The 21,029-nt window shown below is 50.1% G+C and carries 19 protein-coding genes, 5 tRNA genes and 1 other RNA gene; 12 read left to right on the top strand and 13 right to left on the bottom strand.

The genetic code is table 11. From position 1 onward, the window contains the following. Window positions 1–3: 3 nt before the first annotated feature. The 11 genes from recR to B4O97_RS11680 form a co-directional block, all read right to left on the bottom strand. Window positions 4–591 carry a recombination mediator RecR gene (recR, locus tag B4O97_RS11630; protein WP_083051012.1) on the bottom strand — a complete coding sequence of 196 codons (588 nt, stop codon included), beginning with the start codon at window positions 589–591 and terminating at the stop codon, window positions 4–6. Continuing rightward, window positions 592–909, bottom strand: a complete 318-nt coding sequence (locus B4O97_RS11635; protein ID WP_083051014.1) for a YbaB/EbfC family nucleoid-associated protein — start codon at window positions 907–909, stop codon at window positions 592–594. It abuts the gene before it with no gap. Beyond that, the gene (gene dnaX / locus B4O97_RS11640; RefSeq protein ID WP_083051015.1) at window positions 906–2,444 is read right to left on the bottom strand and encodes a DNA polymerase III subunit gamma/tau; all 1,539 of its coding nucleotides are present in this window, start codon (window positions 2,442–2,444) and stop codon (window positions 906–908) included. Before dnaX ends, B4O97_RS11635 begins: the two co-directional genes overlap by 4 nt. Before the next feature lie 42 nt (window positions 2,445–2,486). Continuing rightward, window positions 2,487–2,585, bottom strand: an RNA gene (ffs, locus tag B4O97_RS11645) — signal recognition particle sRNA small type. Between the two features lie 21 nt (window positions 2,586–2,606). Beyond that, window positions 2,607–2,694, bottom strand: a tRNA-Ser gene (locus B4O97_RS11650). Window positions 2,695–2,945: 251 nt separating this feature from the next. Further along, a tRNA-Ser gene (locus tag B4O97_RS11655) sits at window positions 2,946–3,033 on the bottom strand. 8 nt (window positions 3,034–3,041) lie between these two features. Beyond that, a tRNA-Arg gene (locus B4O97_RS11660) sits at window positions 3,042–3,115 on the bottom strand. Window positions 3,116–3,122: 7 nt separating this feature from the next. Further along, window positions 3,123–3,209, bottom strand: a tRNA-Ser gene (locus B4O97_RS11665). Window positions 3,210–3,435: 226 nt separating this feature from the next. Continuing rightward, a tRNA-Ser gene (locus tag B4O97_RS11670) sits at window positions 3,436–3,520 on the bottom strand. A gap of 45 nt (window positions 3,521–3,565) precedes the next feature. Further along, complete coding sequence (locus B4O97_RS11675) at window positions 3,566–4,435, bottom strand: ParB/RepB/Spo0J family partition protein (RefSeq protein WP_083051017.1); 870 nt, start codon at window positions 4,433–4,435, stop codon at window positions 3,566–3,568. Then, entirely contained in the window at window positions 4,428–5,183 is a 756-nt protein-coding gene (locus tag B4O97_RS11680) for a ParA family protein (protein WP_083051018.1), read from the bottom strand. The genes B4O97_RS11675 and B4O97_RS11680 overlap by 8 nt, the downstream gene beginning before the upstream one ends. Before the next feature lie 116 nt (window positions 5,184–5,299). On the opposite strand from B4O97_RS11680, the gene B4O97_RS11685 reads away from it, so the two are divergent. From B4O97_RS11685 to B4O97_RS11695, 3 genes are all read left to right on the top strand, one after another. Then, window positions 5,300–5,521 carry a NifU family protein gene (locus B4O97_RS11685; protein WP_083051020.1) on the top strand — a complete coding sequence of 74 codons (222 nt, stop codon included), beginning with the start codon at window positions 5,300–5,302 and terminating at the stop codon, window positions 5,519–5,521. A 144-nt stretch (window positions 5,522–5,665) separates the two neighbouring features. Next, entirely contained in the window at window positions 5,666–6,730 is a 1,065-nt protein-coding gene (add, locus tag B4O97_RS11690) for an adenosine deaminase (protein ID WP_083051022.1), read from the top strand. A gap of 572 nt (window positions 6,731–7,302) precedes the next feature. Continuing rightward, complete coding sequence (locus B4O97_RS11695; RefSeq protein ID WP_083051023.1) at window positions 7,303–7,731, top strand: GxxExxY protein; 429 nt, start codon at window positions 7,303–7,305, stop codon at window positions 7,729–7,731. Window positions 7,732–8,385: 654 nt separating this feature from the next. On the opposite strand, the gene gyrA is transcribed toward B4O97_RS11695, so the two are convergent. After that, a complete protein-coding gene (gyrA, locus tag B4O97_RS11700; RefSeq protein ID WP_083051025.1) occupies window positions 8,386–10,848 on the bottom strand; it encodes a DNA topoisomerase (ATP-hydrolyzing) subunit A in 2,463 nt (820 codons plus the stop codon). Window positions 10,849–10,869: 21 nt separating this feature from the next. After that, a complete protein-coding gene (gyrB, locus tag B4O97_RS11705) occupies window positions 10,870–12,777 on the bottom strand; it encodes a DNA topoisomerase (ATP-hydrolyzing) subunit B (RefSeq protein ID WP_083051027.1) in 1,908 nt (635 codons plus the stop codon). A 400-nt stretch (window positions 12,778–13,177) separates the two neighbouring features. On the opposite strand from gyrB, the gene dnaA reads away from it, so the two are divergent. The 9 genes from dnaA to jag all read left to right on the top strand — a co-directional run bounded on the left by dnaA (window position 13,178) and on the right by jag (window position 20,993). After that, entirely contained in the window at window positions 13,178–14,629 is a 1,452-nt protein-coding gene (dnaA, locus tag B4O97_RS11710) for a chromosomal replication initiator protein DnaA (protein WP_083051028.1), read from the top strand. A 208-nt stretch (window positions 14,630–14,837) separates the two neighbouring features. Continuing rightward, window positions 14,838–15,941: a DNA polymerase III subunit beta gene (gene dnaN / locus B4O97_RS11715; protein ID WP_083051030.1), complete on the top strand. Its 1,104-nt coding sequence runs from the start codon at window positions 14,838–14,840 to the stop codon at window positions 15,939–15,941. After that, window positions 15,941–17,020 carry a DNA replication/repair protein RecF gene (recF, locus tag B4O97_RS11720; protein ID WP_083051032.1) on the top strand — a complete coding sequence of 360 codons (1,080 nt, stop codon included), beginning with the start codon at window positions 15,941–15,943 and terminating at the stop codon, window positions 17,018–17,020. Before dnaN ends, recF begins: the two co-directional genes overlap by 1 nt. Further along, entirely contained in the window at window positions 17,017–17,472 is a 456-nt protein-coding gene (locus B4O97_RS11725) for a DUF721 domain-containing protein (RefSeq protein ID WP_083051033.1), read from the top strand. The genes recF and B4O97_RS11725 overlap by 4 nt, the downstream gene beginning before the upstream one ends. A gap of 391 nt (window positions 17,473–17,863) precedes the next feature. After that, window positions 17,864–18,019: a 50S ribosomal protein L34 gene (gene rpmH / locus B4O97_RS11730; protein WP_083051035.1), complete on the top strand. Its 156-nt coding sequence runs from the start codon at window positions 17,864–17,866 to the stop codon at window positions 18,017–18,019. Next, window positions 18,000–18,353 (top strand): ribonuclease P protein component, encoded by a 354-nt coding sequence (gene rnpA, locus B4O97_RS11735; RefSeq protein WP_083051036.1) that lies wholly within the window; start codon window positions 18,000–18,002, stop codon window positions 18,351–18,353. Before rpmH ends, rnpA begins: the two co-directional genes overlap by 20 nt. Further along, the gene (gene yidD / locus B4O97_RS11740; protein ID WP_083051038.1) at window positions 18,343–18,570 is read left to right on the top strand and encodes a membrane protein insertion efficiency factor YidD; all 228 of its coding nucleotides are present in this window, start codon (window positions 18,343–18,345) and stop codon (window positions 18,568–18,570) included. The genes rnpA and yidD overlap by 11 nt, the downstream gene beginning before the upstream one ends. A gap of 6 nt (window positions 18,571–18,576) precedes the next feature. Next, a complete protein-coding gene (yidC, locus tag B4O97_RS11745; RefSeq protein WP_233143028.1) occupies window positions 18,577–20,319 on the top strand; it encodes a membrane protein insertase YidC in 1,743 nt (580 codons plus the stop codon). A gap of 23 nt (window positions 20,320–20,342) precedes the next feature. Then, the gene (gene jag, locus B4O97_RS11750; RefSeq protein ID WP_083051041.1) at window positions 20,343–20,993 is read left to right on the top strand and encodes an RNA-binding cell elongation regulator Jag/EloR; all 651 of its coding nucleotides are present in this window, start codon (window positions 20,343–20,345) and stop codon (window positions 20,991–20,993) included. The last annotated feature ends 36 nt before the right edge of the window (window positions 20,994–21,029 follow it).

The raw sequence follows: 21,029 nt of genomic DNA on the forward strand, positions 1-21,029 counted from the left end.
AATCTACATTTTTGTGCGGCCCTTGAGGGACCGGGCCAGGGTAAGGCGGTCAGCGTATTCCAGATCACCCCCCACCGGCAACCCGGAGGCAAGCCTTGAAACGGTCAACCCCATATCTTTTACAAGACTCACCAGATACAGGGCAGTGGTATCGCCCTCCACGGAAGGATTGGTGGCGATTATTACCTCGTTGATGCCCCCCGCCTTCAGCCGTCTGAGCAGGGAGTCGATATTCAGTTCCGCCGGACCGATTCCGTCGATGGGAGAGAGTGCTCCGCCGAGGATATGATACCTGCCCTCGTATTCCCCGGTAGATTCTATTATGCCCACATCCTGGGACTGCTCCACAACGCAGAGGATCCGGGAATCCCGGCGGGTATCGCTGCAGTAGTCACAGGGATCTGCCTCGGTATAGATTCCACAGACCGAGCAGTGACGTATCCTGGCCTTCAGGGTACCGATCTGCTCTGAAAGAGCCCGCAGGTACTCATCGTCGCTCTGAAGCAGGAAATAGGCCATTCTGGTGGCGCTCTTTTTTCCTACCCCGGGAAAACGCGACAGGCTCCGGATCAGCTGGTCCAGTACGGTCATCTACATGCCCATAAAGCCCGGAGGAATCGGCATGCCGCCGGTCATTGAGGAAACCTCCTGCTGGATGGCCTCCTTGATCTTTGCCATGGCGTCACTCAGGGCCGCACGGACCAGATCCTCGAGCATGCCGACATCCTCGGGATCCACCGCCTCCGGTTCTATATGTACCCCGGTTACCATCATCTGACCGTTCATGCTGACCCGGACCATTTCGCCCCCGGCGGTGCCGGTGACGTTTATCTCTGCCAGTTTTCCCTGCATCTCCTGCATACCGCTCTGCAGTGACTGGAGGTTTTTCAACATTTCAAAGGGGTTCATCGTGACTCTCCTCGCACTATCTCCCCCCGGAAGACCTTCTGTACCAGGGCAACCTGGTCATCCTCTTCCCGGGGTTCTTCATAATCGGTATCACTGTTTTCCTGTATATGCACTATTTCAAGCCTGGCCTGAAGTCCGGAGATTTCGTTGAAGACCTGGATTACCTCGGCGCTCTCCCGGCGCAGGAGATTTTCGGAGAAGGAATCTGAAAAAGAGAGACGCAGGACATCTCCCTCCAGGACCCAGGAAACCGCCTTTTCAAGGGCCGCCGAAAGGGTCAGTTTTTTTTTTCTCATGGTCTCCATGACCTGTTCGCGGAAGGCATCGTTTTGCGGTACCGCTTCGGAAGCCTTCCCACCCATACCATCGGAGCCTTCGGATCCCATGGAACCGGAGACCAGTTCCCCCCGCAGGGTATGGATCTGGTCGAGAATCTCCCGGGAATTGAGGTAGCCCTTCAAGTCGCTGAGCCGGGAAAGAAGCAGTTCAAGCTCGAAGCGCTGATTAAGGGAGTAGCGGACATTCCTGTAGAGTTCAAGAATCAGTCTGAGGGCATGTTCAAGCTGGCTTCGGGAAAAACCCTCCCGCACGGCGGTTGAAAATCTGTCGGCCGCATAACCGAGAATCGTCTCCCTGTGTATCCCGCTGTTGATAAACAGAATAATCCGGAAAAACTCTGCCAGGTCCATGATGAGCTGTTCGACCGCGACCCCGTTCATCAGGATCTCGTCGCTCTTTTCCAGCACCCTGGTTGCATTGCCCGCCGCCATGGCTTCCGCCAGTTCATTCAGATCATCAAGACCCACAAGGCCGAGTTTTTCCCGGATCTTTTCCAGGGTGATGTGCCCGCCGGAAAAGGAGACAACCTGGTCGAAGAGGGTATAGGCGTCCCTGAGACTCCCGGTGGCCTCCTTGGCTATCCAGAACAGGGCATCCTCATCAGCCTTGACGCCGATTTCGCCGGTAACCATCTCGAGGCGTTCCTTGATGACCTCCACGTTCACCAGGCGAAAATTGAACTGCTGGCAGCGGGAGCGGATGGTCGCCGGGACCTTGTGGATCTCCGTGGTGGCGAAAACGAATACGATATAGGGGGGAGGTTCCTCGATGGTCTTCAGCAGGGCGTTAAAGGCACTGTTGGAGAGCATATGGACCTCGTCGATTATATAGACCTTGTAGCGGGAGGAGTTGGGGGCAAAAAGCACCTCATCCTTTATTTCCCGTACATCGTTGACAGAGGTGTTGCTTGCGCCGTCTATTTCGATTACATCCAGGGAGTTGCCCCTGCTTATTTCGAGGCAGTTGGAGCAGACATTACAGGGAGTTTCCGTGGGGCCGTTCTGGCAATTCAGGGATTTGGCAAGGATACGTGCCGCAGAAGTTTTTCCAACCCCCCGGGGACCGGAAAAAAGATAGGCGTGGGCAATGCGCCCTGCCTGAACAGAACTCTTCAGGGTCGAGACAACGAAATCCTGACCGGCCAGGTCATCAAAAGATTGTGGCCGTTTTTTCGTCGCCGTTACCTCGAAATTCATTCGCTCCCTACCATTTCTGCTGAAGAAAAGAACCCCTCAAGCTCCAGCCAAGTGAGCTGCGGCTCACCGATCAGTCGCTTACCGCTGCTACCTTCCGGTCCTGACGGGGTTGGGCGATAACCGGTAGCACAGTACCTGGCTATCAACGCCTGAGGGGAAATACGGAGAGAGAGGGATTCGAACCCTCGGAACCCGGTTAGAGTTCACACGCTTTCCAAGCGTGCACCTTCGACCACTCGGTCATCTCTCCAAAACTGTAATACTTTTACCAGAGAGTGCGGAGGAACACCGGAGTATTCCCTCTCCCGTACGGAGAGAGAGGGATTCGCCTTCCACTGTTCGACTTCGTGTCTCACAGCTCCAGGCCGCCGCGCTCGCTGGCGCCCGGCATCCTGCCGGGCTTCCGGCCCTCATCGGGCCGCGCTCTGGCCTGGTCGGAAGCTACGCTTCCTGCTCGGCCATGCGACCTGCTATTTTCGAATCCCCTGTTCTCTTTCCTCTCGGAGAGAGAGGGATTCGAACCCTCGGTACCGACTAGCGGTACAACGGCTTTCGAGGCCGCCCGATTCAACCACTCTCGCATCTCTCCAGAAATAGCGTACCCAAGAGGACTCGAACCTCTGACCTTTAGGTCCGCAACCTAACGCTCTATCCAACTGAGCTATGGGTACAAATAAGCGGAGAGGGAGGGATTCGAACCCTCGGTGCAGTTACCCACACAACTCCTTAGCAGGGAGCCCGATTCAACCACTCTCGCACCTCTCCAACTACATACACGATAATAAAGGACGCATCCTGCAGGGCGCTGCCGCGCTCCGCCGTCTAAAGATGGTGGGATTCCCTTCGCTGCTCGACATCGTCTCTCGCAGCTCCAGTCCGCCGTATTTGCTGATGGCCGGCGTCCTGTCGGCCTTCAGCGCCTCATCGGCGCGTGCTCATTACGGATCGAATCCCGCCTCTCGTTACGCCCAGGACCTGAGTCCTTAGCTATCGGAGAAGGTGGGATTCGAACCCACGGAGCCTCTCGGCTCAACGGTTTTCAAGACCGCCTCCTTCGACCACTCGGACACCTCTCCAGTCTATCGATCGGGTTCACACTATAGATGTTGACGGATTCTTTGTCAATCAGGGGAGACAATTTCGAGGATTCTGTCCAGGTCATCCAGGGAGAAATAAGAGATCTCTATGCGCCCTTTTTTTGCCGAGCCCTTCACCGAAACCTTGGTTCCGAAAAGGTCAATCAGGCGCTCCTCAATCTTCGACAGTTCCGGGTCCTGGCGCTTCATGGATGCATGCTTCTCGGTCGATCCCGAGGCCCTGCCGCCCCGGTTCAGTTCTCCCGCCTGGGCTTCCGCTTCCCGTACACTCAGGCCATCCTTCAGAATGCGGTTGAAGAGTATCATCTGGTCCGCAGGATTCAGGACCGACAGAAGTGCCCGGGCATGTCCCGCGGTCATATCTCCTGAAACCAGGGCCTCCTGCATCGGTTCCGGCATTTTGAGCAGGCGCAGGCTGTTGGCAACAGTCGATCGGTTCTTGCCGACCTTCTGGGCCAGTTCTTCCTGGCTCAATCCGGCCTCTTCCATAAGCTGACGGTATCCGTTGGCCTCTTCGATGGGATTCAAATCTTCCCGCTGGATATTCTCTATAAGAGCGATTTCCAGCTTCTCTTCTTCGGTGAAGGACCTGACCAGAACGGGAACTTCAGCCAGGTGGGCCATCTGGGCCGCCCTGAAGCGTCGCTCCCCAGCAACGATGCGGTACCCGGATCCGTACTCTTCGACAATAATTGGCTGGATAATGCCCTGCTCCCGCACCGAGTCAGCCAGTTCCTTAAGGCGTTCTTCGTTGAAAGCCTTACGCGGTTGGTCAGGATTAGGATAAATCTTGTTTAAGGGAACATAACGCTCCGTGGATTTTGTTGTCTCTTCGCTCTCTGTAGAAGACTGCAACAATGCCTCTATGCCTTTGCCCAAGGCGCGTTTAGACACGTTTGATTACCTCTTCCGCCAACTCCTTGTAACTCCGGGCGCCGGAACAGGAGGCGTTATATTGATTGATCGGAACCCCGTGAGAAGGGGCTTCGGAAAGTCGAATGTTTCGCGGAATTATCGTTCTGAATACCTTGTCCTTGAAATAATTCGTAACCTCCTGAACCACCTCGTTAGCCAGCTTGGTACGGGAGTCGTACATGGTAAAAACAATACCTGCTATGGAAAGTTCGGGATTCAGATTCTTCTGTACCCGCTGAATAGTCTGAAGCAGCAGGGTTAAACCCTCAAGGGCAAAATATTCACACTGCAGGGGTACAAGTACATAGTCCGCGGCAACCAGTCCGTTTACCGTCAGGAGCCCGAGGGAAGGCGGACAGTCGATCAGGATATAGTCCCATTCCTCGTGAATGCTATTGAGAACTTTTTTCAAAAAGAACTCCCGTTCCTTTTCCTCAATCAGCTCCACATTGGCACCGGTCAAATCGATATTAGAAGGAACAACGAAGAGGTTCTTGACCGTTGTCTCCTGGATTACTTCCTTTATGGGAATACCCTTGGTAACGACATCGTAAATGCTGTCCTCTTCCACATGGGCCCCTACACTGGAGGAAAGGTTCCCCTGGGGATCAAAATCTACCAGCAGAACCCGTTTGCCAGCCTCTGCAAGATATGCTCCGAGATTCGCGGTTGTGGTGGTCTTGCCGACGCCACCTTTCTGATTTGCAAAAACGATTACCTTTCCCATAGCGCGAGCACATTATATCGTAAAGAGTTAACCGTGTCATTTCTTTATCGCACTCTTGACCAAAAAAAGTCCCTTCTATAGCTTATTTAAGTATATTAATCGCGAGGAGAATATAAATGCGCGAAGAGGTTATAAAGGCCATACAGGACGTACGTCCCTCTCTTCAGGCTGACGGCGGCGACATCGAGTTTGTTGACGTTTCCGACAGCGGAGAAGTTACGGTCAGACTGATGGGTGCGTGTAACGGATGCCCAATGGCACAGATGACCCTGAAGCAGGGTGTAGAACAGTACCTGAAAGAAAAAGTACCAGGCGTAGTATCTGTTGATTCAGTATAAAGAAGTACATGATATATGCCCTTCCTTACGGGTAACGGGAGGAAGGGTAAATATCTATCTAAAAAATTCAATAAAATCTCTCTATATGCCGTTAATATCTTTGAGAGTGTTGCTTTCCACTATATCACACAATAAGATGGTCAAATGCAACAGGTGAAAGATAAAGAACGAACCAGAATAGAAAAACTGATCAGAAGCATCCCCAAAACTGAGATCCATCTCCACCTGGAAGGTCTGGTGAGTGTGGATACATTATGGTATTTGATCAATCATAACAAACTTGAATTTGATGGGATTAATACCCGTCAGGACCTGGAACGACAGTTCAATTTCAATAATCTGGACGAGTTCATCTGGTTTTTTATCAATGTTCTTCAGAATACCTTTAAAACCTCGGAAGATCTCAAGTGTCTGATAAGCGACGCAAAATCATATCTGTCGCGAAACAATATTGTCTATGCAGAGATATTCTTTGCCCCGTCTAAATTTCTCCAGAACGGTCTTGATTTCGGGGAGATGATGGGAATTCTCCATGAAGGCGCTCAAAAAATAAAGTTGGAAGACAATATCGAGATCAAGTTCATCATTGATGTATCCCGAACTTATGGCGTAGAGAATGCTGAACAGAATCTTGCCCTGATCCTTGAGAATTTTAATGATTCGATAATTGGAATTGGGTTGGGAGGCTCTGAAAGCCAGGGACCCGCAGAACAGTTTGCCACAGTATTTGAAAAAGCCAGAAAAAAGGGGCTCAAGGTTGTTGCCCATGCAGGGGAAGATGTCGATGCGAGCTCTATCTGGAACAGCCTGAAGAGATTAAAGGCCCAGCGTATAGGCCACGGGATAAGTGCAAAAGACGACCCCAAACTGATTGAATACCTCAGAAAAACCTGGATTCCCCTCGAGATCTGCCCTACCAGCAACGTATTCACCAGGAAATATGTTCAACGTCTTCAAGACCACCCGATTCGCCTGTTTTTCGACAGCGGAGTTAACGTTACTCTCAACACGGATGATCCGACACTTTTTAATATTGAACTGGTTGAGGAATACTATAACCTGTACCACTACCTGGATTTTACCCTTGAAGAGCTGTTTCAGATAATGAAGAACACCCTCTTTGCGACCTTCCTGCCTGATGAAAAAAAGGAAGCCCTGTGGGAAAAAACCGCAACTGCTATTAAACGCTCAGGATATCTGGCGCCGTAATCCCCCGGAAACCTCTTAACAGTATGTTTCACGTGAAACCTGCATTGTAGGATTTCTTTTCCGATTGCATCAGCTATACAGTCCATTTCTTTTCGAACGCTAAATATCCGCGCAGAGTGCGCAGAGGTACGCGATAACATTACCCTTTTCCCTATCCTCTGCGGCCTCAGCGTGGTTTTTCTTATTCATTCACACATACCATGAATATACAGTCCATCTCTGTTCACACCCACAACATCCGGGCAGAGTACGCAGAGAGTTTTTGAACGATATTGCTCTCTTCCAGTCTCAGCGGCCTTTGCGTGGTTTTTCTTATTCATATACACATACCATGAGCATACAGTCCATTTCTGTCCAAATAAACAATGTGCGCGCAGAGTACGCAGAGGTCTGCACCGAAGAGCTTTCCTTTCCTCTACAGCCATTGCCTGCACCTCAACTTACCAGTATCAAATATTTATAAAGCCATATCTGAGATTAACGGTAATAACAGTTTCAAATAAAGACGATGTTTATTCCAGGAATACTGCCATTCATGAAGCAATATCAGTTTGTCCTGGTTATATACAGTTATGGAAGAACACAGCAAAATACCAATAATTGATCTTTCCCGCGGATACCAGCGACGGGAAGATATTTTAACGGAAAAAGTAATCGGAATAGCAATGAAGATCCACAGTTTCTTTGGGCCTGGACTTCTGGAATCATGTTACGAAGGTGCCCTCTGTTACGAACTGCTTCAGGAAGGCATCTCCTTTGAGCGTCAAAAAGAGATCTTCTGCGTATATAGAGGCGTAGATCTTGGAATAGCATACCGCGCCGACATCATTCTGGAAAACCGGGTGGTAATTGAACTGAAAAGCTGTGAGCGGAACCATCCTGTTTTTTGCCGCCAGTTGCTGTCATATCTGAAACTGGCAAATATATCCGTTGGGCTGCTGATAAATTTTAATGTCCCGCGGTTAGTTGATGGCATTCAGAGAATCGTAAATAATTATTGAGTCAAAAGACACGATTCAAACGACCAATATCCGTACAGTTACGCGGGGGTTTATACGATATTACCCTCTTCCGGTATCAGCGACCTCGGCATGGTTTCTTCATCGTTCACACATACCAGGTTCAAACAGCCTGTTTCTGTCCAATCGACAATGTCCGCGCAGAGTGCGCCGAGAACATTTTAGGGTATTGCTCTCTTATTTCCTCTGCGACATCAGCGTGGTTTTTATCGTTCACCCATACCAGGATCAAACAGCCTGTTTCTGTCCAAACGACACTTACACCGCGTAGAGTACGCAGAGGTACGCGATGACATTAACCTTTTCCCTAGCCTCTGCGTCCTCAGCGTGGTTTCTTTATCGTTCACACATACCAGATTCAAACAACCTGTTTCTGTCCAAACGACAATGTCACCGCGTAGAGTACGCAGAGGTACGCGATGAAATTACCCTTCTCCCTAGCCTCTGCGGCCTCAACATGGTTTTTCCTTATCGTTTCCACATACCATGGTCGAACAGGCTTTTCTGCACACACGCCCGATATCCGCGCAGATTACCCAGAGGTGTACGCGTTGACGCGACCCTTTTCCTTCCCTCTCTTCTTCGCATAAAAAAAGCCCCCCTGTGCGGGAGGCTCTTTTTGTTTCACGTGAAACATTACTCTTTTTCGGTTTCCGGCTCTTTCTCTTCTTCGTCTTCCTTAACTACCCTGGCCATTCCAATTACAACATCCGGAGGTGTAATATTGACGATTCGTACCCCAAAGGCCGCTTTTCCCATAACAGAAACATCAGTGGATCGAATTTTTATCGTGTTTCCCTGGGAAGTTATGCATACAATCTCATCTTCTTCTCTCAGAGATGATACACCCACGACTTCTCCGGTCTTCTCTGATATTTTGTAGGCGATCTGACCGCGGGTTGCCCGTCCGTGGGGATTGAAATTATCGTAATCGATACGCTTCCCATAACCGTATTCCGAAAGAAGCATCATCTTCTCTTCAGAATGAACGCATAAAACACCTGCAAGTTCATCCTCTTTCTGCAGTTTTATTCCCTGCACTCCCCGGGACGCCCTTCCCATGGCTCTCACAGCCTCTTCATGAAAGCGCAATGCCATACCATGCTTCGAGACCATCACCAGATCATTATCTCCTCCGGTGAGCTGTGCACTGATTAACCGATCCCCGGAATCCAGGTTAATAGCCCGGATACCGCGGGTACGGGCGTTGGAAAAGTCGCTGATTTTTACCTTCTTAACCACGCCCCTGCTGGTTCCCATAAACAGGTACCCTTTCTGTTCAAAATCAGTTATCGAAACAACTGCAGTGATCTCTTCGTCAGCGGATATCTGCAGCAGAGCTCGGATATTCGTTCCCCTGGCATGACGGGACCCTTCGGGTATCTCATGTACCTTAAGCCAGTAGGCTTTACCTTCACTGGTGATAAACAGGATATAATCATGGGTAGAGGCAATAAACAGGTTCTCGATAAAGTCCTCATCACGAAGATTTGCGGACATCGATCCCTTGCCGCCACGGCCCTGATTCTTGTAGGCACTAACCGGAACACGTTTTATCATGCCCCGATTCGTAGTCAAAACCACCATGTCCTCTTTCTTGATCAGGTCTTCAATATTGATCTCTTCGACCTCGTCAATAAGGATCTCTGTTCGCCGGTCGTCCCCGAATTTCTCCGCGATTTCCAGGGTTTCCTCTTTAACAACATTCAGGATCTTTTTCGGATCAGACAGGAGATCCTTGAAATAGGCTATCTGGGCCCGTACCTCATTCAATTCGTCTATGATTTTCTGGGTTTCAAGGCTGGTCAGCTTCTGGAGGCGCATATCAAGAATCGCCTGGGCCTGCTTTTCTGAAAGCTCAAAAGCCTTCATCAGGTTTTCCCGTGCGGTATCGACATTGCGGGAAGATTTAATAATCTGGATAACCTCGTCTATATTGTCCAGAGCAATCTTCAATCCGATCAGGATATGTTCCCGCTCCTCCGCCCTGCGCAGGTCATATCTCGTTCTGCGGGTAACAACCTCTTCCCGGTGCTCGACAAAATAGACAACAGCATCTTTCAGGGTAAGTACCTGTGGTCTTCCCTTTACAAGAGCCAGGTTGTTGACATTAAAATTCTGCTGCAGTGCCGTATGGGTAAAGAGCTGATTCAGAATGATCTTTGGAATCGCACCTTTTTTCAGTTCGATCACCATACGCATTCCGTTCCGGTCAGATTCATCCCGCAGATCAGATATACCGTCGATCTTGCGGTCCCGGGTCAGCTCTGCGATCCGGATAAGAAGATTTGCCTTGTTAACCGCATAGGGCAGCTCGGTTACGATTATTCGCTCCCTGCCGTTCTTCATCTGTTCAAGCACAAAGCGCGCCCGAACAACGATTTTTCCTTTCCCGGTCTTGCAGGCTTTCTTTATTCCCCGTCGGCCGAAGATGATTCCACCGGTGGGAAAATCAGGTCCCTTAATGTACTGCATCAGCTCATCGATGGTAATTTCCGGATTCTCGATGTAGGCTGCTATCCCTTTACAGATTTCATTCAGGTTGTGAGGAGGAATATTGGTGGCCATACCCACGGCGATTCCGCTTGCTCCGTTTGCCAGCATGTAGGGAAAGGCCGCAGGCAGTACCAGCGGTTCATCCATGGAATCGTCATAGTTGGGACCAAAATCGACGGTTTCCTTCTTGATATCCCGAACCATCTCTTCTGCAACACGCTGCAACCGAGATTCGGTGTATCGCATTGCCGCCGGGGGATCCCCGTCGATAGAACCAAAGTTGCCCTGTCCGTTGACCACCGGGTAGCGCATGGAAAAATCCTGGGCCAATCGAACCAGGGCATCATATACCGAGGCATCACCATGGGGATGAAATTTACCCAGAACATCCCCGACAATACGCGCACACTTCTTGGGCGGCCGGTCATAGCGGAGTCCCATCTCGCTCATACCGTAGAGAATCCGGCGGTGAACCGGCTTCAACCCGTCCCGTACATCAGGAAGAGCCCGGCTTACGATGACCGACATGGCATAGTTTAAATAGGATTCCTTAATTTCATCCTCAATGGCTATGGGTATAGTTTTCCCGACAGTCTCTTCCATCTGGATCTCCTTAGTTAACTGTTACACATCGAGATTGGAAACGAGCAGGGCATTCTCTTCTATGAACTTTCTGCGCGGTTCTACGCATTCACCCATCAGGGTTGTAAACATTGTTTCAGCTTCAACGGCATCATCCAGACGAACCTGCATTATATTGCGGGTTGCAGGATTCATGGTGGTATCCCACAGCTGATCCGGATTCATCTCACCAAGTCCTTTGTAGCGCTGAATTCCTGCTTTATCCTCAGAAACCTCGAGGCTCTGAAGTATCCGGTCTCGTTCCGCATCGTTATAGGCGTATTGAATCTTCTTTCCCACGGTAATCTTATACAGCGGCGGCATGGCGATATAGACATATCCCGCTTCGATAAGGGGGCGCAGATACCGGAAAAAGAAGGTCAGCAGCAGTGTCCGTATATGCGACCCGTCCACGTCCGCATCGGCCATAATAATGACCTTGTGATACCGGACCTTGCTAATATCAAAATCGTTGCCGATTCCCGCACCAATGGACGAAATAACAGGCTGAAGTTTGTCATTACCGATTACCTTGTCCACCCGGGTCTTTTCGACGTTCAGCATCTTTCCCCACAGGGCGAGGATGGCCTGAAAATGGCGATCCCTTCCCTGCTTTGCACTGCCGCCGGCGGAGTCTCCCTCAACGATGAAAATTTCACATTTACTCGGGTCTTTTTCCGAACAGTCAGCCAGTTTCCCGGGTAATCCGGTGCTGTCCAAAAGGTTCTTTCTGCGCGTCAGATCCCGTGCCTTCCGTGCTGCCGCCCGGGCTTTGGCGGCGGTCATGATCTTATCCAGCAGTTTTTCCGCTGTCTGGGGATTCTCGTCAAAGTACCAGGAAAGGTTCTCGGATACGATGGATTCCACCAGTCCCTTTACTTCTGAATTCCCCAGTTTCGACTTGGTCTGACCTTCAAACTGGGGATTGGGAATTTTAACGGAAACGACCGCAGTCAGCCCCTCCCGGGTATCATCACCGGAAAAGGGCTCTTCCATCTTTTTGGCATATTTGGACTTTTTTAACAAATCATTAAAGGTTCGGGTCAGGGCGGACTTGAAACCCACAAGATGAGTTCCGCCTTCCCGGGTGTTAATATTGTTTACAAAGCAGAAGATACTCTCGTTAAAACCATCGTTATACTCAATGGCGACCTCAAGCTCGCTGTCGTCCTTCGTAACGTGGAAGTAGATCGGTTCCTTTTGAATTACGGTACGGTTTGTATTCAGAAACTCGACAAAGGATTTCACTCCTCCGTCGAATTTGAATTCGTGTACCTTTGGGGTTGTCAGGCGATCGTCGGTTATGACAATTTTGATCCCTTTATTCAGGAAGGCCAGTTCCCGCAGACGGTTGGAGAGAATATCAAAGCTGTACTCGGTGGTCTCGAAAATTTCATCATCCGCCCTGAAGCGAATGGTCGTACCATTGAGTTCGGTGGTTCCGATGGATCTCACAGGCTCTTTCGGTATACCCCGCTCATAGCTCTGGGTATAGATTTCTCCCTGACGGTGGACTTCGACCTCACACCATTCAGAAAGAGCGTTCACTACCGATACACCCACACCGTGGAGTCCTCCGGATACCTTGTAACTGTTCTTGTCAAACTTACCGCCTGCATGCAGCCGGGTCATGACAATCTCGAGGGCACTGACGTTCTCGAGGGGATGCATATCCACGGGTATTCCCCGGCCATTATCAACGACCCGGACAATATTCCCTTTTTCAAGGAAAACCTGAATATCCGAACAATAGCCTGCCAGGGCTTCATCGATACTGTTATCTACTATTTCGTAGACCAGATGGTGAAGACCATCCGGTCCGGTTGAACCAATATACATTCCCGGCCGTTTACGGACTGCATCCAGCCCCTTCAAGACCTGAATATGCTCTGCGGAATAGGTTTCTTGCATGTTGCGTTCCTATGCGGAATGAGGGATGCCAAAGTATACCTGCGAAGAAAAAAAAAGTAAAGTAAATGGAATCTTGCAATCTGCCGGACCATAAGATACACTGATCTTTACCTGTTTTTGACCGCCGCGTCTTCAGTAAAAGATGTTAACAAGTTGTGGATAATGGCATTTTTAAGGCAGATGTAGACGATAGTTTTTTATAAATGGAGATTTCGGAAAAAATATTGCTTCATTTTTGTTAAGATGTATTTTGTAAATATTTGTATAGCAAATAATTATGAATTCATCCTTTTTTCCGGTTCTTCCTGTCTATATTTATGAACTTTTATATGGTAAAAATATTTCATGCGTAATATGTGGATATGTTGTTAATATATTGGGAATATACGGAGATAAAGATATGAACAGCGTCGACTGGGACTATAGTCTGTTCTGGAAAGAGGCTTTGCAGCAGCTACGTCATGATCTCTCTGAACAGGAGTTCATGATGTGGTTCAAGAATTTACGATACGAGTCCTCCAGACAGGATTCAATCATACTCGCCGTTCCTTCTGTCTTTTACCGGGATCAGGTAAAACAGCGCTACCAGCGTATAATCGAATCAAAATTGCAGGAACTGAGCGGAAGTCCCATCGGTATTGATTATGTAATACAGGCTATGGAAAGTGCTGTTCCCACCGACAACAACGGGAACAACGGCAACATAAAAGAAATAAGAACAGAAGAAGTCTCCAGAGCGGTTCAGCCCAACGCTGCCCCGCCAATCCAGACCAGAGCCTCCGTGGCTGCAGAAAGAACCCTGCCCCGGCAGAAGCACCCCCATCTGCGGGGAGATTACACTTTCGAAAACTTCGTCATTGGAGAGAACAACTCCTTTGCCGCCAATGCGGCCATTGCAATTGCCAAGAATCCCGGTACCTCCTACAACCCCTGTCTGATCTACGGCGGAGTCGGTCTTGGCAAGACGCATCTTGTCCAGTCCATTGGAAATGCTGCTCATATGAACTTTGACGCCTTCAAGGTGGTCTATGTCACCTCCGAAACCTTTACCAACGAGTTCATCCAGGCCATCAAGGATGGTAAGAACGCCCAGTTCAAAAGCCGCTATCGAAACGTTGACCTGCTGCTGATCGACGACATCCAGTTTCTCCAGGGAAAGGACCAGACCCAGGAGGAGCTCTTCCACACCTTTAACGCCCTCTACGACGCCAACAAGCAGATGGTCTTTACCTGCGATCGTCCGGTATCGGAACTGAAAAACCTTACCGCCCGTTTGCAGAGCAGGTTCGAGCGGGGTCTGAATGTAGACCTTCAGCCTCCCAACTTCGAAACACGCTACGCCATTCTGAAGCGAAAGATAGAAGAAAAAGGGGTGGATATATCCGACGAGGTAATTACCCTCATCTGCAATCGGATTACCACGAATGTCCGTGATCTCGAGGCGGCCCTCACCAAACTGATCGCCTATGCGGATCTCCTGAATAAGCGGGTTACCCTGGAGATTGCCGAACAGCAGTTGAAGGATGTTTTTAACAACACCCGAACGGGAAATATCTCCATCGATGTAATACAGAAGGTCGTGGCGGATCACTACAGTCTTTCTCATAACGACATGCGGGGAAAAAAGCGTACCAAAGCCATCGCCTTCCCCCGGCAGATTGCCATGTACATCGTCAGGGAGATTACCGAATACTCCACCACCGAGGTAGGACTCGCCTTCGGAGGACGAGACCATACTACGGTCATGCACGCCTGCCAGCGGGTGGAGAGTCGCATGAAGACCGATTCTGCTCTGGAACCGACAATTCAGCAGCTGATCAGGTCAATAAAAGAGTATGGAACAAACTCTTAGAAACATGGTAATACTATGGGGATAACATCAGAAAGCCAAAGTTTCCGGGGATACTGTGTATGAATTGTGGAATCAGGATGCCTGTTTATTCAGATACCAAAGGCTTGTCAAAACAGGATTTATACGGCTTTTCCACAAACTCACAGGCCCTACTACTATTACTGCTATATTTATTAAAAAATAAGATAATACAAGGAGACATGAAAATATGAAATTTACCTGCGATAAAGCGAGTATTCTTCGGGAAGTTTCCGTTGCCCAGGAGATCATCTCATCTCGAAACGCCCTCTCCATACTATCCAACGTCCTGATCGAAGTCGCGGATAACACCCTAACCCTGAAAGCTACGGATCTGAAGGTCGGCTTTGAGACGCAGGTTCCTGTAGAGGTCGCGGTCCCCGGCAGTACCACGATCTACTGTGACAAATTCCTTGGAATTCTCCGCAGTCTGCCCGACGGTGAGATTGAGTTCGAACAGCAGGATAATCGGCTTATTATCCGGCCTCTCTTTAAAAAGATTGATTTTCAGCTCAAGAGCATCACCTCGGACAAATATCCGGAGATTCAGGATGTCTCTCAGGACGCCTATTTTCAGGTCCCTCAGAACGACCTGATCGAGATGATCAATCAGACCATCTTTGCCATCTCCGACGACGAGACCCGTTTCTTCATGAACGGGGTCTATTTCGAAAAGAGCGATTCCTCCCTTGTAATGGTCGCCACCGACGGAAGGAGGCTGTCCTACATCATGAAAGAGGTCGACGGCAGTATCCCTGATTTCAACGGCGTGATTATTCCGCCGAAGATCCTCAACCTGGTACGGAAACTGGCTTCCGGCCAGGGAAGCATCAGCATCGCCGTTACGGACAAGAATATCTTTATGCAGTTTGACAACCAGAAGGTTTCGTCCAACCTTATCGAAGGGCAGTTTCCCAATTACAGGCGGGTTATTCCCGATTCTCAGGAGTATCGCATCGTAATCAACCGGAATGAGCTGATGGACGCCCTCCGGCGCGTATCGCTGCTGGTGGAACAGAAATCACGACGGGTCTACCTGACCCTGAATGAGAACAGCCTGGTGCTGAACTCCGAAGAGAGCGAAATCGGTGTTGCCAGGGAAGAGATCACCTGTGAATATTCAGGTCCGGAGGCTACTATTGCTCTGAACTACCTGTATCTTACGGATCCCCTCAAGGTGATCGACAACGAAGAAATTGCCATTGAGTATACCGAAGCAAACAAGGCCATATCCATTATGTCGATTCCTGCGGGGGACTACTTCCATATTGTAATGCCCATGCAGCTTGACTGATGGGTTTCCGTCGCGTCGCCGTCTACGGATATCGTAATCTTCAGGATGCGGCTGTTGACACCGGGGCGGAGGAAATTTTTCTTGTCGGGGAAAACGGCCAGGGAAAGACAAACTTTCTCGAGGCCGTTTATTTTCTCTCCTTTGGAAGTTCCTTCCGTTCAGCGGCGGATTTCCTGGTTCCCCGGGATGATGGAAAGGAATTTTCCGTCCGGGGAATCTTCCAGGACAGTGAACGGGAGATCGATATCGCCCTAAAATATCAGGGCAGAAAAAAAGAGATCCGCCTGGACGGTAAACAGATCAGGGACCGGAAGGAACTGGTATCCAACGTACCCTGTATTGTATTTACCCACGGGGATATCGATTTTGTCGCCGGCCGTCCGGAGCGGCGGCGCTGGTTTATCAATCAGATCATGAGTCTTTTCAATCCCCTCTTCATCGATCTTTTGCGCAGTTATAACCGTCTGATAAAACAGAAGAATCAGGTTCTCAAGGAGGGACCGGCATCACTGCTGGACAGCTATGATCTGCAGATAGCCCGGGCGGGCCTCGAGATTCAGCGCCGACGCCGGGAGACCATTCAGGATTTTAATCGTACCTTCAGTCGTCTCTTCGGGGAAATTTCAAGATTTTCCGGAGAACTGACGATTGAATATCGTCCGTCCTGGAAGGCAGCAGAGGATGAGGAGCATGTTGTACGTCTCCTCGCATCTCAGCGGGGTCGCGACCTTGACCAGGGCATGTGCACCAGCGGCCCCCACCGTGACCGAATTCGCTTTGTCCACCAGGGCAACGACTACGTTCAGACCGCCTCCACCGGGCAGCTGAGGCTGATTTCTCTTGTACTCCGGGTTGCTCAGAGCATCTTTTTTTCCGAAAAAACCCGCAAAAAGCCGGTTCTTCTTCTGGACGATGTACTCCTTGAGCTGGATCTTGAACGGCGAAAACGCTTTCTTGCCTCCCTGCCCGCGTATGAACAGGCTTTTTTTACCTTCCTTCCGGATGAACCCTACCGGGAATACCGCAAACCCGGGACCCTGATTTTACAGGTAAAATCTGGTATACTGACGCCCGTATGAAACGGGCCCGGGAACTTGTAGAACAGCTTTTCCAGAACATAAATCATGAGGATCTGAAGATCTACGGACGAATCTTCTCATCCTGGACAGACCTTGCGGGAACCGATCTTGCGGCCCATTCAAGAATCCTCGAAATCGACCGGGGTATCGTCTTTGTCGGGGTCGATCACCCGGGCTGGATGCAGATGATCAGCATGCGCAAGGCACGTATCCTGTCGGGCATAAAAAAGCAGTATCCTTCCCTGGAGATCCGGGATCTGCGTTTTCTTCTGATCGACGGAGTACCCGAAGAGGAGCTTCAGAAACGTTTCGGTGCTGTGCAGCCGGAAAAAACTGAAGCCGCACAACAGGAAACGGACAGTAGCGAAGGAGCTCAGGAAGCGAAACCGCCGGAAGACTTCAAAAAAAAGCTTGAGAAACTGGGTAAATCCATCGAAAAGAAGTGGAAATAGGGGGGCGCGAATGAAGCATGCGGAACGGACGAAACCGCCTGCACTCGGGATAACGTTTCAGCGGCTTCGCCCGTTCCGCACTTCGTTGCTGGTGGATGTTTTATGCAGCATACCCCTAAAAAAATGCTAAAAAGGTGCCGTGGTTCCGTCAGAAGATCACCTATGAAAGCAGGGGAGCTAAACGGCGGATAGATTCTGATCAGAGAAAACGGCAAAGACCGCGAAACGTTCTCCTGAGTGAAGCGGTCTTTAGTTGTTTTCTCTGATCAGCGACTTTGAAGGCTGAGCACTCCATTGACGGAGACAGGATGAATTCGTATACTACGGCACCTGAATTATCATGTCATCATAATGCGCTTGAAATGCGCGAGAAGATAGAAGGAGATTCCTGATGAAGAGAACGTACCAGCCGAGCAAGGTTAAGCGGAACAGAAAATTCGGTTTCCGTGCCCGCATGAAGACTGTCGGCGGCAGACTCGTCCTTGCCCGGCGCCGGCGAAAGGGACGGAAAAAACTCTCCGTCGCCGATGAGAAAAAGCCCTACTAGTTTATCCAGAGACGAACGCCTTCGGCGACGGGGGGATATCACATCCCTTTTCGCCGCCGGAAAATCCGTTTCCGGAGGAGCATTACGGTTGGTATACCGTTCCAATGGTTCAGATACCAGCCGTCTGCTTGTAACCCTGCGTAGAAAATTCGGAACAGCAGTAGAACGGAACAGAGCGCGGCGCCTGGTTAAAGAGGCGTACCGGATTCAGAAAAGCAATATTCGATCCGGCTACGACATCGGTTTTGTAGTGTATCAAAAGAGCATGAGTTATACCGAAACAGCGGAAGCTATGCTGAGTTTGCTTAAACGGGCAGGACTATATGAAAATTAGGGATATTTTCAGTTTTCCCCTTATCCTCCTGGTCAGGCTGTACCGTTTTGCTATATCTCCCCTCTTACCTCCATCGTGTCGCTTTTATCCAACCTGCTCCGCCTACACCCTTGAGGCACTGCAAAAACACGGCCCCGTCAAGGGTCTCGGGTTGTCGGTACGCCGTATTCTGCGGTGTCACCCCTTTAATCCCGGCGGACACGATCCTGTTCCCTAAGGAGTAATGATGGACAAAAATACCCTGCTGGCGGTGGTCCTTTCGGTAATCGTGATTACCATTGGATTTTCCGTACAGTCAACCTTTTTTCCTCCTGAGCCGCCCCGGCCTCAGCAGGATCAGACCGCCGTTGTACCCGCGGAAAGCGCTGACGAGGAGACCGCACCGGAAACTGCGGTAACCGGGGTCAGGCAGGTTGCCAATATAAAACGGGTTGATTCGGCAACAGTCAAAGAAGAAACTGTACTTATTGAAACCAACATCTTTCAGGCGACCTTCTCGAACCGTGGAGGCGTTCTCACATCCCTGAAGCTGAAGGAGCATGAAGACAACGGTAAGCCACTGGAGATGATCTACACCGGAGAGAGCAACGAAACGGCTTTCAACCTTCACTTCGGCGGACCGGACCGGGAAGCGGTGAATGATCTTTTCCGTGTAGTGCGTCTGGACGGATCCTCCGTCCGCTTCGAAGGGGATTTTACCTACCGGGACGACAATGGAAACAACGTACCCTTTACTCTGCAGAAAACCTACACCTTCAAACCTGACGACTACCTCTTTGAGCTGGATATAAGCATTATCAACAGTATCAATGATATACCCAGGCTGGAGAACGATGGATTCGCCTATACCCTGAGTTACGGACCCCAGATCGGTCCGGAATTCAGTTCCCTGGGAGGCCGGCAGGAGTACCGCAGGTTTTATCAGTATGACGGCAGCAAACGCCATACCGTCAAGATAGACAAGGATACCCAATACTCCACCACCAATGAACGCTACGTCTGGGCGGCGATAGCGGGTAAGTATTTTACGGTAATCGCTGTTCCCGGGGCTGCTTCCTACTCCACTACCTATTCGTCCAGACCGATTCCGGGACTCGAGGATACGGCGAAAATCCATTTTTCCCGCCCCGTTATCAAGAGTTCCAGAAATACCGATACCTTCCGCTTCTACTTCGGGCCCAAAACCGCCAGGATCCTGGAAAAATATAACGAAGCCGAAAAGAACGGTTTCAACATGCAGGACCTCGATCTGGACGAGGTCATTGATCAGGGCCGGATCCTCGGCTGGCTGGAGAACATTCTCAAGTTTATCCTGCTTACCTTCTACAAGGTTATTCCCAACTACGGTGTGGCCATCATCCTGCTGACGATTTTCATCAAGATCGTACTCTTTCCCTTTACTCACAAGAGCTACGAGTCTACCAGCAAGATGCAGTCCATAGGGCCCAAGATCAACGAGCTCAGGGAAAAGTACAAGGACAATCCCAACAAGATGAACGCCGAAATGGCCGCCATGTACAAACGGGAAGGTATCAATCCCATGGGAGGCTGTCTGCCCATCCTGTTCCAGATGCCCATCTTCATTGCCCTGTACGGTCTTCTGAACAAGCACTTCGATCTTCGGGGGGCGGTCTTTATTGAAGGCTGGATTACCGACCTGTCCAGTCCGGAGACGATCTTTACCCTGCCTTTTACCATCCCGATTCTGGGCTGGAGCGAGATCCACCTTCTGCCGTTCCTCTTTGTCGGGACCCAGCTCTGGTCTTCGAAGCAGATGAGCGCAGGAAGCATGGCGTCGAACAACCAGATGAAGATGATGACCTATCTTATGCCCATCATGTTCTTCTTTATCCTGTACGATATGCCGTCGGGACTGCTGCTTTACTGGACGGTCACCAACCTCCTGACCACGGTACAGCAGTTGTTTATTACGCGACACCAGAAAACACATCCGAAAGGGGCCTGAAAAGGGGCCAGCAGGAGATTGATATGATAAAAGAATTCGAGGGAAAAAGTGAGCAGGAGGCGATAGATAAAGCCATCGCCGATCTGAACCTCGACCGGGAGGAGTTCGATGTGGAAATCGTCGAGTCCTCCCGACGGAGCCTGTTCCGAAAAGGTCCGGTAAAAATCCGGGTCCATATTACCGAAGAAGATGAAGAGGACGACGAAACTGTCCAGCTGCCCGCGGAGGGACAGGAAGAAGAACTGATCTCGTTTCTGGAAACCCTGATGTCAAAGATGGGTTTTCCCGGGACCGTTACGGTTGCCGGACGGGAAGCCCGAAAAACAATTGTCCGCATAGATTCCGATCATTCGGGAATCCTTATAGGACGTAAGGGAAAAAATCTTGATGCACTGCAGGTCCTGGTGAATGTTTTTGCCGGGAAGCTGGGGTTTCCCAACCGGGTTGTGGTGGATACCGAAAACTACCGCAGCCGCAGGGAGGAGAACCTGGTGCGTATGGCCAGAAAAACCGCTGATCAGGTCCGGCGCAGCAGGGACAGCCGCCTGCTGGAACCCATGAATCCCTTTGAACGGAGGATTATCCATACCACGCTGAATGGTCTGGAGGATATCGAAACAAAAAGCGAGGGAGAGGGGCTCTTCAAGCAGGTGCGTATTATCTACCGTGGATAATGGAAAACTGTTAACAAGTTGTGGATAAATTTTTTT

Origin of the sequence: Marispirochaeta aestuarii, assembly GCF_002087085.1 — a bacterium.
Taxonomy (GTDB): Bacteria; Spirochaetota; Spirochaetia; order JC444; family Marispirochaetaceae; genus Marispirochaeta; species Marispirochaeta aestuarii.